This window comes from Rhizobium laguerreae (assembly GCF_002008165.1).
Taxonomy (GTDB): Bacteria; Pseudomonadota; Alphaproteobacteria; order Rhizobiales; family Rhizobiaceae; genus Rhizobium; species Rhizobium laguerreae.
Genome location: NZ_MRDM01000010.1, coordinates 203892 through 216396 on the forward strand (window position 1 = coordinate 203892; position 12505 = coordinate 216396).

13 protein-coding genes are annotated in these 12505 nt (G+C 60.8%); 8 read left to right on the top strand and 5 right to left on the bottom strand.

All coding sequences use genetic code 11. From position 1 onward, the window contains the following. Window positions 1-68 precede the first annotated feature (68 nt). From BS630_RS09385 to BS630_RS09405, 5 genes are all read right to left on the bottom strand, one after another. Window positions 69-1037 carry an adenosine deaminase gene (locus tag BS630_RS09385; RefSeq protein ID WP_077977199.1) on the bottom strand — a complete coding sequence of 323 codons (969 nt, stop codon included), beginning with the start codon at window positions 1035-1037 and terminating at the stop codon, window positions 69-71. Then, entirely contained in the window at window positions 1034-2254 is a 1221-nt protein-coding gene (locus tag BS630_RS09390; RefSeq protein ID WP_077977200.1) for a phosphopentomutase, read from the bottom strand. The genes BS630_RS09385 and BS630_RS09390 overlap by 4 nt, the downstream gene beginning before the upstream one ends. A 211-nt stretch (window positions 2255-2465) precedes the next feature. After that, the gene (locus BS630_RS09395; protein WP_027669162.1) at window positions 2466-3047 is read right to left on the bottom strand and encodes a TadE/TadG family type IV pilus assembly protein; all 582 of its coding nucleotides are present in this window, start codon (window positions 3045-3047) and stop codon (window positions 2466-2468) included. Then, complete coding sequence (locus BS630_RS09400) at window positions 3047-3682, bottom strand: TadE/TadG family type IV pilus assembly protein (protein WP_077977201.1); 636 nt, start codon at window positions 3680-3682, stop codon at window positions 3047-3049. The genes BS630_RS09395 and BS630_RS09400 overlap by 1 nt, the downstream gene beginning before the upstream one ends. A 115-nt stretch (window positions 3683-3797) precedes the next feature. Next, the gene (locus BS630_RS09405; protein WP_077977202.1) at window positions 3798-4208 is read right to left on the bottom strand and encodes a pilus assembly protein N-terminal domain-containing protein; all 411 of its coding nucleotides are present in this window, start codon (window positions 4206-4208) and stop codon (window positions 3798-3800) included. A 378-nt stretch (window positions 4209-4586) separates the two neighbouring features. Between BS630_RS09405 and BS630_RS09410 the strand changes: the two genes are divergently transcribed. From BS630_RS09410 to BS630_RS09445, 8 genes are all read left to right on the top strand, one after another. Next, entirely contained in the window at window positions 4587-4775 is a 189-nt protein-coding gene (locus BS630_RS09410; protein WP_077977203.1) for a Flp family type IVb pilin, read from the top strand. Window positions 4776-4882: 107 nt separating this feature from the next. Next, entirely contained in the window at window positions 4883-5395 is a 513-nt protein-coding gene (locus BS630_RS09415) for an A24 family peptidase (protein ID WP_077977204.1), read from the top strand. 110 nt (window positions 5396-5505) lie between these two features. After that, window positions 5506-6321, top strand: a complete 816-nt coding sequence (gene cpaB / locus BS630_RS09420; protein WP_077977205.1) for a Flp pilus assembly protein CpaB — start codon at window positions 5506-5508, stop codon at window positions 6319-6321. Between the two features lie 11 nt (window positions 6322-6332). After that, complete coding sequence (locus BS630_RS09425; protein WP_077977206.1) at window positions 6333-7832, top strand: type II and III secretion system protein family protein; 1500 nt, start codon at window positions 6333-6335, stop codon at window positions 7830-7832. After that, a complete protein-coding gene (locus tag BS630_RS09430; protein WP_077977207.1) occupies window positions 7829-8584 on the top strand; it encodes a CpaD family pilus assembly protein in 756 nt (251 codons plus the stop codon). Before BS630_RS09425 ends, BS630_RS09430 begins: the two co-directional genes overlap by 4 nt. A 14-nt stretch (window positions 8585-8598) precedes the next feature. Then, entirely contained in the window at window positions 8599-9876 is a 1278-nt protein-coding gene (locus BS630_RS09435; protein WP_077977208.1) for a CpaE/TadZ family protein, read from the top strand. Between the two features lie 132 nt (window positions 9877-10008). Continuing rightward, window positions 10009-11484: a TadA family conjugal transfer-associated ATPase gene (locus tag BS630_RS09440; protein WP_077977209.1), complete on the top strand. Its 1476-nt coding sequence runs from the start codon at window positions 10009-10011 to the stop codon at window positions 11482-11484. Window positions 11485-11489: 5 nt separating this feature from the next. Next, a complete protein-coding gene (locus BS630_RS09445; protein ID WP_077977210.1) occupies window positions 11490-12497 on the top strand; it encodes a type II secretion system F family protein in 1008 nt (335 codons plus the stop codon). Window positions 12498-12505 lie beyond the last annotated feature (8 nt).

The window sequence follows — 12505 nt, forward strand, 5'->3', positions numbered from 1 at the left end:
CGGAAATTGGGCCGACCGCAAGAGTGGCGGCCAATTTGCGTCGATCTTCCCCAGTCTCTCTGGGGTCTTTAAAGCCGGGCGAGCAAGTCCTTGCGCGTCTGCTCGTCGACGAAGGCCGCTTCGATCGCCGTGCGCGTCATCGCATCGATCTCGGCGTCGCTGAAGCCGAAAGCTCCGGCGGCAAGTTCATATTCCCGCTTCAGTGAAGTATAGAAGAATGGCGGATCGTCCGAGCTGATCGTCACCCGCACGCCTGCCTCCTTCAGTCGCCGCAGCGGATGGGACGCGAAATCGGGAAACACCCCGAGCGCGATATTGGAGCCCGGGCAGATCTCGAGCACGGTGCCGAGGTCGGCAAGCCGCTTCACTAGGTCGAGATCCTCGATAGCGCGCACACCATGGCCAATGCGCGAGGGGCGCACCGCATCGAGCGCGTCGGCGACACTGAAGGCGCCGCAGACCTCGCCGGCATGGATGGTGAGCCCGAGGCCGGCATCGCGGGCGATATCGAAGGCGCGGGCATAGTCGGCCACACGGCCCATGCGCTCTTCGCCGGCAAGGTTGAAGCCGGTAATCAAGGGATTGTCCGCCTTCGCCGCATATTCGGCAGCAGCAATTACGCTTTCCGGACCGAAATGCCGCTCGCCGGTGACGATCAGCCGGGCTTCGATGCCGCTCTTTTCTCTGGCCCGCCGGATGCCTTCGCAGATACCGGATATATAGGCATCGGCGCCCAGCCCGATGCGCTTGCCGTGGTCGGGCGAAACGATGAGCTCGCTGTAGATCGTATCGATGCCGGCGAGTTCGTCGAGATAGGTTTCGGTCAGAAGCGCATAGTCCTCCTCGGTTTTGTAGACCTCGGAAACCTTGTCGTAACATTCGAGGAAGCTTGCGAAATCATGCCAGACATAGGCGCCGTCGCGAAGCTCAGCGCTGATGTCGACGCCATATTTCCGTGCCTGCGCCGCGGTCAGAGCTGGAGGTGCCGCACCCTCCAGATGGCAGTGCAGTTCGACCTTCTTCAAATGCGATGTCACAGAAAACTCCTTCCGTGTGGTCCGGCCGGGATGCCGAGATGCCGGGCGATGCTCTCGCCGATATCGGCATAGCTGCGGCGCACGCCGATTGAACGCGACCGGATGCCGGGGCCATAGGCGATGACAGGCACGCGCTCGCGCGTATGGTCGGTGCCGCGCCAGGTCGGATCGCAGCCATGGTCGGCGGTGAGCACGACGAGATCGCCGGGCTTCAGTTTCTTGTGGACTTCGGGCAAGAGCGCATCGAAGGCTTCGAGTGCCGCGGCATAACCCGGCACGTCGCGGCGATGACCGTAGATCATGTCGAAATCGACGAAATTGGTGAAAACGAGATCGCCGTCCTCAGCCTCGTCGATCGCCGAGAGCGACGCTTTCATCAGCGCCTCGTTGCCATTCGCCTTGATGACTCTGGAAATGCCCTGATGCGCGAAGATGTCGCCGATCTTTCCCACGGCATGCACATGCCGGCCATGTTCGATCAGCCGATCGAGCAGCGTCGGCTCCGGCGGCAGCACGGAGAAGTCGCGCCGGTTTCCGGTGCGCTGGAAAGTAGAGGCGGACTGGCCAATAAACGGCCGGGCGATGACGCGGCCGATATTGTAGGGATCGAGCAGCCCCCGGGCTAGACGGCAGAAGGCGAGCAGACGATCGAGGCCGAAATGCACCTCGTGCGCCGCGACCTGGAAGACCGAATCCGAGGAGGTATAGCAGATCGGCTTGCCGGTGCGGATATGTTCCTCGCCGAGCCGGGCGATGATCTCCGTTCCCGAGGCATGGCAGTTGCCGAGGATGCCGGGCACGCCAGCCTCCCTGCACAGCGCCTCGATGAATTCCTGAGGAAAGGCGTCTCCCTCCGTTGGGAAATAACCCCAATCGAAACTGACAGGTGTTCCCGCGATCTCCCAATGGCCCGACGGCGTATCCTTGCCGCGGGAAATTTCGGTGGCGGCGCCATAAATGCCGTAGACCTTCTCCGGGACGGGCATGCCGGCCGGAAACCGGCCGGAGGCGGAGCGCGCGATGTGCATCAGCCCGAGTTCCGACATATTGGGCAGAGAAAGCGGCCCTTCGCGCAATCCGGCGCGGTCTGCGACTCCGGCCGCGCAGAACTCGGCGATATGGCCAAGCGTATCGGCGCCCTCGTCGCCATAGGCCGCCGCATCCGGCGCTCCGCCGACGCCGAAGGAATCCAGAACAAAAAGAAAGGCACGCGCCATTTTACACCCGAGAGAGCCGATCGCCGGCCTCTGCAATGTCGGAGGCGGCTGAGATCCAGCCATATAATGCTGTGGCCGGCTTGGCAAATTACAGCGCCGCGCGTCTTTTTCAGACGCGCAAAGGACGCTGTAACACTTTGAATCGCTGCATAACTCCCTGATCGATTTCGATTGAGGGAGTGATGCAGCAGAGAAGAGCGGGCAAGGGCCGTCAGCAGTCGCCGCAGGGGATCGAGTCGCCTTGCCGCTGGCGGTAGAAATAATTGCGGCTGATGGTGATCGTGCGCATGCCGTCCGGCATGAAGTTCGGCGCGAACAGGAACATCGTATAGGGGATGCTGACCTCGGTACGAACAAGGAAGCTGTTCGCCGTCTTCATGTCGGTCGGCACGTCGCTCACCGCGGCGTTCTTGGCATAGGGCACCGTCCCGTCTTGGGCCCAGGACCAGAGCACTTTCGCATTGGCGCCGGCGTCGATGCTAATCCCGGTGATCTTCATGGTCAGCGACGTCGTGTTGTAGGGCAGGAAGATTGCGTTTGCGACCGACGGCATTTGCGCAAGCGCACTCTTGGTGACGGATTGCTGCTGGGTGACGAGGTCGGCCACCGTTCCTGCGGCGCGTGTCACGCGCTTGCTGACGCTGAGGCCGATCGTGATCTCGAAAGCGCCGATATAGAGCATGACGAGCACAGGAAAGAGGATCGCGAATTCGATCGCGCCGGCGCCCTTGCGGTCGCGGGCCAGCCGCCGCGCCGTCAGGACCAATCTGGTGAACGGGTTGCGCAACGCCATCATGGATACTGCTCGTTCTGGAAGGCCGCGGTCCCGACGATCAGATATTGGCTCGGCATCGAGCCGCCGGAGGGACGTATCGTGGTGATATAGGGCCGGACCAGATCCGTGATGATTTCCCAGCGATAATAGGCGCGTAGCATGTTGATCGTGCCGGCGCCGCCCGGCGTATATTTGAAGGCAGCCGGGTTGATGTCGGCATATTTGTCGGTGGAAACCTTGGGGATCGTCGTCGGAATGGCCGAGAAGGTGCTGAACGTCTGCACATCCAGGTAGAGTTTGCTCGGTGTGGCGACTTCGGTCGCCGAGCAGCGGATCAGGATCGAGATCTCATCGCAGAAAGCCTGGCGGAATTGCGCCTGGTTCATATCGGTCGTGCGGCCGAGATTATAGGTGATCTGCCCGGTTCGCATCCGGCGGCTCATCGTATCCACGCCGTTGGAGACGAGTTCCTCGGCGGCGAAGGCGACGAAAGTTTCGAGGATTGCGAAAATCACCAGGAAATAGGGAATGGCGAGCAGGGCGAATTCGATCGCCGCAGCACCCTCGCGCGAGCGGGCGAGAGCGCGAAGCCGTAAGAAACGGAACGGCACAAAAGCGCGCCCCTTATCCGTCTTCTGATCAATTACCGTCATTGCCTGGACCCGAGCGACATTTTCCAGTCGTCAGACTAAGGTCCGTTCGTTGATTTTCCGTTTCAACCTGACACGACGATTTTAACGAATGGTCGAGAAAGCTGAAGGTAGCCACTTAGGGCGAGGTTGCCCCGGTGGCCGCCTGCTGCGCATGCTGCTCGCAGTTCGGCGTGCAGGATAGCACGGAGCGCTGGGTCTGCCGGTAGACGCGCACCGTATTGCCCTCGTCGATCGACACCAGGATGCGTTCGTCGAGGATCGCGTTGCCGTCGGCATCGAGAAGCACCAGATTGGTGGTGCCGAAGCTGCGTCCCGTGAGCACGATGGTCATGGCATCGGCCACGGTCGCATCGGCAACGGCGGCATTGCCGACAATCACCTTGCTGACAGGGCGATCGAGCTTCAAGACGCGCGCGTGATCCATATAGACGCGCAGCATGTCATCGTCTGCGGCCGCGGACACTCCCGAAATACCGAAAACGGCGATCATGCCGGCAAAGAAAATGATTTTGCCGCTCGATGACATTGGGTCCTCTTTCACGATCACAGCGCAATCCGCATAGAATGGAAAAAATTGGTGAACGAAGCCTTAAGCCTACCACTCTGTTCCGGGATGAAGCGTAATGATCCGATTTGGTACGGCTTTAAGACGGCGCACGCCCCGGTTGGAAGCAGAATATGTGCTATTTCCGGATGAATACAGCGGTTATTCCAGGAATATCGTTAAATATTGAGCGAAGTTCGTAAGAAAATACTGACTCTACAGGGGCATGTTGTCTCGTTCACATGTTGTTAACTCTTTTCCTTAAGCCGATGGAAACGGCCATTCGCTAGGTTGCAGTCATCCGATCAACGGCAAACAGTTGGCGGACGTGCTGAACATCAACTGGAGTTAGGAGTAACCATGACCAAGCTTTTTAGCCGTTTTCTGAAGGATGAATCCGGCGCGACCGCAATCGAATACGGCCTGATCGCCGCCCTCATTTCCGTAGCCCTCGTGGCTGGTGCCACCACGCTCGGCACTAAGCTCAACGACACGTTCGTTGGACTCGGTACGAAGCTGACCAACGCTACGACGAAGACCACTCCTTAATAACTGGAGCCGTAGCTCTGGTTTAGAACGATCAGGCTCACGAGCGAACCGCCGTGAGCCTATTTGTCTTGGGGCGTGGGCGTTTAGGAATTTGGGCAGGTGAGAAGATGATCGTAGCCGCAATCCTTCTGATTTTTCCGCTCTGCCTTGCTTTTGCGGCCATATCCGATCTGTTGACGATGACGATCCCGAACAGGGTATCGTTGATCATGGTGATTTCATTCGCCGTGTTGGCGCCATCGAGTGGAGTGGCTCTTCCGGCAATCGGAATGCATGCGCTGGGCGCCGCCATCGTGTTCGGCATTTGCTTTGCCCTGTTTGCGCTCAATGTGATGGGCGGTGGAGATGCGAAACTTTTGAGCGCGGCCGCGCTCTGGTTCGGTTGCGAGCCTGCTCTGCTGACTTTTCTGGCCTATATCAGTGCCATCGGCGGCTTGGTCACGTTGGCGATCCTGTTGATCCGGTCACAGTCAAATACGATATTGGCCATCGGCCTTCCCATCCCCAATTCGCTGCTGCTTGCCAAGAAGGTTCCTTACGGCATCGCGATCGCGATCGGCGGCTTCATGGCCTTTCCCTCCTCGCCGCTCTTCATCGCCGCGCTGGAAAGCCTGAAATAACGGCATTTTAAATGCCCGTTAACTTAAAATGTAAGCATTCCATTAACCATAATTATACCAATTGCTGAGCATTCTACAGGGCGAACATATCGTGCCCTGAGGAATGATCGATGAAACCGGCCCGCCTTATAATCCTAGCTGTCGCCGTGGCGGCAGCCGGCCTTGCCGGCCTCCTGGCAATGCGCATGGCGGGCAGTGGCGGTGTCGTTACCCAGGTCCAGTCGGTCATCGAGAAGGAACCGACCGTCAACATCCTCGTCTCGAGCGCCAATCTGTCGGTCGGCGCAAGACTGGAGGAGAAGTCGGTGCACTGGATGGCCTGGCCGCAGGGCGGCGTCGTTCCCGGCCTCATCACCGAAGCCGACAAGCCGGATGCGATCAAGGATCTGCAGGGCGCCGTCGTGCGTCTGCCGATCTTCGAAGGTGAACCGATCCGGCCGGAAAAGATCGCCGATTCCAGCAGCCGCATCCTCTCCTCGCTGTTGCCGGCCGGCAAGCGCGCCGTCGCGACCGAGATATCGGTGGCAACCGGTGCCGGCGGTTTCATCCTGCCGAATGATCGCGTCGACGTCATCATGGTCCGCAAGGGCACTGAGTCCGACAAGCTCATCACCGAAACCGTGCTGAGCAATGTCCGCGTCCTCGCCATCGACCAGCAGATCCAGGAAAAGGACGACGGCTCGAAATCGGTGGTCGGCACGACCGCGACGCTCGAGCTCACGCCCGATCAAACGAAGGTTCTTGCCGTCGCCCAGCAAATGGCAGACCGGCTGTCGCTCGCGCTGCGCTCGGTCGCCGATGCGCAGGAGCAGGATACCAGTGCCGCCGACTATCTGCTGAGCGGCGACAACGGCAGTGCGATCATCCAGGTCATCAAATCGGGCGCCATCGTCACGGACGCCGGCGCCGCGCCGAAGGCGGAGTAGAGGACGTGCAAATGGGCAATTCAACGCGGCGCGCCGGACCTCTCCTGACAGGCTGCCTTTCGCTGGCGGTCGGCGTCTCCGGTATAGTGCCGGCCTCTTTCGCCCCGCTTCTCGGCGCAGGCGAGGCGCGCGCCGATTCCGATAGCTTGGTCCGGATCTCGCAGACCGGCTCCAATGCCCATCGCCGGCTGAAGATCGGTCTCAACAAGGCCGTCGTCGTCGATCTGCCGGACGACGCGCATGATATCCTCGTCTCCGATCCGACCATGGCCGATGCCGTGACCCGCACCTCGCGGCGCATCTACCTGTTCGGCAAGAAGGTCGGCCAGACGAATATCTTCGTCTTCGGCGCCGGCGGACAGGAGATCGTCAATCTCGACATCGAGATCGAGCGCGACGTCTCCGGCCTCGAAGTCAATCTCCGCCGCTTCATTCCCGACTCCAACATCAACGTCGAAATCGTCTCCGACAACATCGTGCTGACCGGCACGGTGCGCACGCCACAGGATGCCACACAGGCGGCCGATCTGGCGCAGGTTTTCCTGAAGGGCGGCGAGGCGACGACCAGAACCGAAACGGCATCCGGCACCGGCGGCGACAGCTCGGTGGCGCTCTTTGCCGAAGGTCGCCAGAGCTCGCAGGTCGTCAACCTCCTGCAGATCGAGGGCGAGGACCAGGTCACCCTCAAGGTGACGATCGCCGAGGTCCGCCGCGAGGTGCTGAAGCAGCTCGGCTTCGACAATCTGGTTTCCAATTCCTCCGGCATGACGGTCGCCCAGCTCGGCAGTCCGAACGCCGACAGCGCCGCATCGACGGTCGGCGGCGGCCTGGCGGCGCTCTTCAAGAGCTCGATCGGCAAATACGACATCTCGACCTACCTCAACGCGCTGGAGCAGGCCAAGGTCGTCAAGACACTCGCCGAACCGACGCTGACGGCGATATCGGGTCAGGCCGCGACCTTCAATTCCGGTGGCCAGCAGCTCTATTCGACGACCGACAACGACGGCAACGTCACTGTCGTCCCGTTCAACTACGGTATCAACCTTGCCTTCAAACCGGTCGTACTGTCGTCGGGCCGCATCAGCCTGCAGATCAAGACCAATGTCTCCGAACCGGTAGCCGGCAGCGGCAATGCCACCTATCAGCGCCGTTCGGCGGAAACCTCGGTGGAACTGCCCTCGGGCGGCTCGATCGCGCTCGCCGGCCTGATCCGCGATAATGTTTCCCAGACGATGGGCGGCACACCCGGCGTTTCGAAGATCCCGCTGCTCGGGACGCTCTTCCGCCAGAAGGGGTTCGAGCGTCAGGAAACCGAACTCGTCATCATCGCAACGCCCTATCTGGTGCGCCCGGTGGCGCGCAATCAGCTCAACCGGCCGGACGACAATTTCAGCCCTGAGAATGACGGTGCGACCTTCTTCCTCAACCGTGTCAACAAGGTCTATGGCCGCCGCGAGGCGCCCGTCGCCGATGCGCAGTTCCACGGCTCGATCGGGTTCATCTACAAATGAGCGGGGCGCGAGCGGCAGCGATGGCAGAAAACAGAGATCAGGCGATGGCCCATATGAATGCGACGACACCCCGCCTCGGAATCTCGAAGGCGCTTTTTGCGACGGTCGCCATGTCGGCGGCGATACTTTCTGGATGCGCCGGCCCGCATGACCAACTGACGACCGGCGGCATTCCGGACGATTACCGCGCCCGCCACCCGATCATCGTCACAGAGGCGGAGCAGACGGTGGATATACCCGTCGCCTCCACCGATCGCCGCCTGACCATCGCCCAGCGCGACCTCATCCGCGGCTTTGCCGCAAACTACATCTCGCGCGCCTCGGGCCCGGTTTACGTGCTGTCGCCGCAAGGCTCGGCCAATTCGGCGGCCGCCTATCAGCTGCGCAATCAGGTTCGCGCCGAGCTGACATCGAGGGGGATCGCAAGCTCGAAAATCGTCAACACCTCCTATGTGGCCGCCGGTCCCGGCGATGCGGCGCCGATCCGGCTGAGCTTTACCGGCACCACCGCGGTCACCACGCAATGCGGTCAGTGGCCGAAGGACATCTCGAACGATTTGACCAATCAGAACTACTATAATTTCGGCTGCGCCTCGCAGAACAACCTCGCCGCCCAGATCGCCAATCCGGAGGATCTGGTGGCGCCCCGCGGCATGACTCCGATTGACGCGCAGCGGCGTAACAATGCCATCCAGGAATACCGGACGACAACGACGACGATCGAAGATGTCGGCAGCGACAGTAGCTTCTGAGGCGGAACGGGACGATGAGCGCGATCGAATACGAAATCAGGAATCCCAGCGAGCTTCGCAACGCCGAGGAGGCGGTGCGCATGGCGGATCTGGAAAACATGCGGCCGCTGCCGCGCATCTCCGTCCATGCTTTCTGCGAGAGCGAGGCCCTGCAGCATGTCATGGAACGCTGCGCCAATGATCGGCGCGTCGCGAAAGTCAGCATGCGCATCACCAGCGGCGGCATCGCCGCTGCCGCTAATATGTTTTCCGGCGCCCCGACGCCGAACCTCATCATCCTTGAGACCAAGGCGAATGCCGCGAACCTGCTAGGCGAACTTGCGCCGCTCGCCGCCGTCTGCGATCCGACGACCAAGGTCGTCATTATCGGCTATTACAACGATATCGGGCTTTATCGCGAACTCATCCGCAACGGCATTTCCGAATATATGGTTCAGCCCGTCGCCATGCCCGATATCCTCACTGCGATGGCCTCGATCTTTGTCGATCCGGACGCCGAGCCGCTCGGCCGTAGCATCGCCTTCATCGGCTCGAAGGGCGGCACCGGCGCTTCGACCATCGCGCATAATTGCGCCTTCGGCATTTCCAATCTCTTCTCCACCGAGACGATCCTCGCCGATCTCGACCTGCCCTATGGCACGGCGAACATCGACTTCGATCAGGATCCGGCCCAGGGCATCGCCGAAGCGGTCTTCGCACCCGATCGTCTCGACGAGGTCTTCCTCGATCGCCTGCTGACGAAATGCTCCGAGCATCTGTCGCTGCTTGCCGCACCCTCGCTGCTCGACCGTGCCTATGATTTCGACGGCCAGGCCTTCCAGCCGGTGCTCGACGTTCTGCAACGCAGCGCGCCCGTCACCGTGCTCGATGTTCCGCATGCATGGTCGGAATGGACGCGCTCGGTGCTGTCGAGCGTCGACGAGGTGGTCATCGCAGCGGTTCCCGATCTTGCCAATCTGCGCAACGCCAAGAACATGCTGGACGCGCTGCGCAAGATGCGGCCGAACGACAGGCCGCCGCATCTCATCCTCAATCAGGTTGGCATGCCGAAACGGCCGGAGATTTCGCCGTCGGATTTTTGTGAGCCGCTGGAGATCGATCCGATCGCGATCATTCCCTTCGATATCAATCTTTTCGGCAACGCCGCCAACAGTGGCCGGATGATTTCCGAAGTCGACCCGAAGTCGCCGACGGCGGAAACCTTTTCGCAGATATCGCACATCGTCACCGGCCGAGTCGCGATCAAGAAGGCGAAGAAAGGCGGCCTGCTGGGCCTCCTGAAGCGCAAGTAGACGATGAGCAATTCCAGCAAAACTGTGCAGCGGTTTTGCGTCCGGAATTGCGTGAAAACAAAAAGATAGTGCATTTCCTTGACTCGGAGAGATCGGGAAATGCTCTAGAACGAGCAGATTGGATCGAGTGGCATGTTTGGAAAACGCGGAAACGAAGGTTCCGGAAAGGTCGGGGGGGCGATTGCTCCGCCGCCGCCGGCTCCGGCCGCCGTCCCTACGGCCTCTTCCCCCTCCATTCTGGTCGAACCGTCGCGCGAGCCCCTGCGCCAGCAGGTGACGCCGCCGCCGATGCAGACGCCGCAGCGCAAGCGCCCGGCCCGCACCGATGAATATTACGACACCAAGGCGCAGGTCTTTTCCGCGCTGATCGACACGATCGATCTCTCGCAGCTCTCCAAGCTCGACGGCGAAAGCGCCCGCGAGGAAATCCGCGACATCGTCAACGACATCATCACCATCAAGAACTTTGCGATGTCGATCTCCGAGCAGGAAGAGCTGCTTGAGGATATCTGCAACGACGTCCTCGGCTACGGCCCGCTGGAGCCGTTGCTGGCGCGTGACGACATCGCCGACATCATGGTCAACGGCGCCGGCCAGACTTTCATCGAAGTCGGCGGCAAGACGATCGAATCCGAGATTCGCTTCCGCGACAATGCACAGCTTCTCTCGATCTGCCAGCGTATCGTCAGCCAGGTCGGCCGCCGCGTCGACGAATCCAGCCCGATCTGCGACGCCCGCCTGCCGGACGGTTCGCGCGTCAACGTCATCGCGCCGCCGCTGTCGATCGACGGGCCGGCGCTCACCATCCGCAAGTTCAAGAAGGACAAACTGACGCTCGATCAGCTCGTCCGTTTCGGTGCGATCACGCCGGAAGGCGCAACCGTGCTGCAGATCATCGGGCGCGTACGCTGCAATGTCGTCATTTCAGGCGGCACCGGCTCGGGCAAGACGACGCTTCTGAACTGCCTCACCAACTATATCGACAGGGACGAGCGCGTCATCACCTGCGAGGATACCGCCGAACTGCAGCTGCAGCAGCCGCATGTCGTCCGTCTCGAAACGCGCCCGCCGAATATCGAAGGCGAGGGCGAGATCACCATGCGCGATCTGGTCAAGAATTGCCTGCGTATGCGTCCCGAGCGCATCATCGTCGGCGAAGTGCGCGGACCTGAAGTTTTCGACCTGCTGCAGGCGATGAATACCGGTCACGACGGCTCGATGGGCACCATCCACGCCAACACGCCGCGCGAATGCCTGAGCCGTATCGAATCGATGATCGCCATGGGCGGCTTCACCCTGCCGGCAAAGACGGTGCGCGAGATCATTTCCAGCTCGGTCGACGTCGTCATTCAGGCGGCGCGCCTGCGCGACGGTTCGCGCCGCATCACCCAGATCACCGAGGTGATCGGCATGGAAGGCGACGTCATCATCACCCAGGACCTGATGCGCTACGAGATCGAAGGCGAGGATGCGAACGGCCGCCTGATCGGCCGGCACATGTCGACCGGCGTCGGCAAGCCGCATTTCTGGGATCGCGCCCGCTACTTCAACGAGGAAAAGCGTCTTGCCGCCGCCCTCGACGCGATGGAAGCGAAAACGAAGGAATAGGCGAGATGTTCGGGTTCGATCCGATAGTGTTGGCAATCGTCGTCCTCGCCGCCGTCTCCGCGGCGGCGGTCGCCTATGCCCTGTTGTTTTCGAAGATCGAAGCCGACAAGAAATCGGCAAGCCGCATCAATCGCGTCAAATCGGCCGAAAGCGACCGGGTTAAGGTCAAGGCCGCCCGTGACCGTGTGCAAGAACTGTCGAAACGCCGTAAATCGGTACAGGACAATCTGAAGGATCTGGAAAAGCGCCAGCACGAAAAGACCAAGAAAACCCTGTCGATGAAATCCCGGCTGGTGCAGGCCGGCCTGACGATCACGGTGGCGAAATTCTATCTCATCAGCGCCATCTTCGCCTCCGTGCTGCTGCTCGTGGCCTTCATCGTTGGTGTATCGTGGATGGTCATGGTCGGTGTCGCCGTGGTCGCCGGTCTCGGCCTGCCGCGCTGGGTCATCGGCTTCCTGATCAAGCGCCGCCAGAACAAGTTTCTCAACGAGCTGCCCAATGCACTTGACGTCATCATCCGCTCGATCAAATCGGGCCTGCCACTCAATGATGCGATCCGTCTTATCGCAACCGAGGGCACCGAGCCGGTCAAGAGCGAGTTCCGGCGGGTCATTGAAGCGCAGCAGGTGGGTCTCAGCATTTCCGATGCCTGCGCCCGCATGACGATCCACATGCCGCTCCAGGAAGTCAATTTCTTCGCCATCGTCATCGCCATCCAGTCACAGGCCGGCGGCAATCTATCGGAAGCGATCGGCAACCTCTCCAAGGTCTTGCGTGATCGCAGGAAGATGAAGGCCAAGGTTACCGCGCTCTCGATGGAAGCCAAGGCGTCGGCCTACATCATCGGCGCTCTGCCCTTCGTCGTCGCGACCCTCGTCTACCTGACGTCGCCGAGCTACATGATGATCCTTTTCACCGATCCGCGTGGCCATTTCATCATGGGTTTCTCGGCAATCTGGATGTCGATCGGCATTTTCGTCATGCGCAAAATGGTCAGTTTTGATATCTAGCCGGAAGG

Excerpts from the sequence above, each read along its gene's own strand:
- BS630_RS09445 (WP_077977210.1), top strand. The coding sequence starts at position 11,490 with ATGTTCGGGTTCGATCCGATAGTGTTGGCAATCGTCGTCCTCGCCGCC.
- BS630_RS09400 (WP_077977201.1), bottom strand. The coding sequence starts at position 3,682 with ATGACGGTAATTGATCAGAAGACGGATAAGGGGCGCGCTTTTGTGCCG.
- BS630_RS09430 (WP_077977207.1), top strand. The coding sequence starts at position 7,829 with ATGAGCGGGGCGCGAGCGGCAGCGATGGCAGAAAACAGAGATCAGGCG.
- BS630_RS09415 (WP_077977204.1), top strand. The coding sequence starts at position 4,883 with ATGATCGTAGCCGCAATCCTTCTGATTTTTCCGCTCTGCCTTGCTTTT.
- BS630_RS09425 (WP_077977206.1), top strand. The coding sequence starts at position 6,333 with ATGGGCAATTCAACGCGGCGCGCCGGACCTCTCCTGACAGGCTGCCTT.
- BS630_RS09440 (WP_077977209.1), top strand. The coding sequence starts at position 10,009 with ATGTTTGGAAAACGCGGAAACGAAGGTTCCGGAAAGGTCGGGGGGGCG.
- BS630_RS09395 (WP_027669162.1), bottom strand. The coding sequence starts at position 3,047 with ATGGCGTTGCGCAACCCGTTCACCAGATTGGTCCTGACGGCGCGGCGG.
- BS630_RS09405 (WP_077977202.1), bottom strand. The coding sequence starts at position 4,208 with ATGTCATCGAGCGGCAAAATCATTTTCTTTGCCGGCATGATCGCCGTT.
- BS630_RS09435 (WP_077977208.1), top strand. The coding sequence starts at position 8,599 with ATGAGCGCGATCGAATACGAAATCAGGAATCCCAGCGAGCTTCGCAAC.
- BS630_RS09390 (WP_077977200.1), bottom strand. The coding sequence starts at position 2,254 with ATGGCGCGTGCCTTTCTTTTTGTTCTGGATTCCTTCGGCGTCGGCGGA.
- cpaB (WP_077977205.1), top strand. The coding sequence starts at position 5,506 with ATGAAACCGGCCCGCCTTATAATCCTAGCTGTCGCCGTGGCGGCAGCC.
- BS630_RS09410 (WP_077977203.1), top strand. The coding sequence starts at position 4,587 with ATGACCAAGCTTTTTAGCCGTTTTCTGAAGGATGAATCCGGCGCGACC.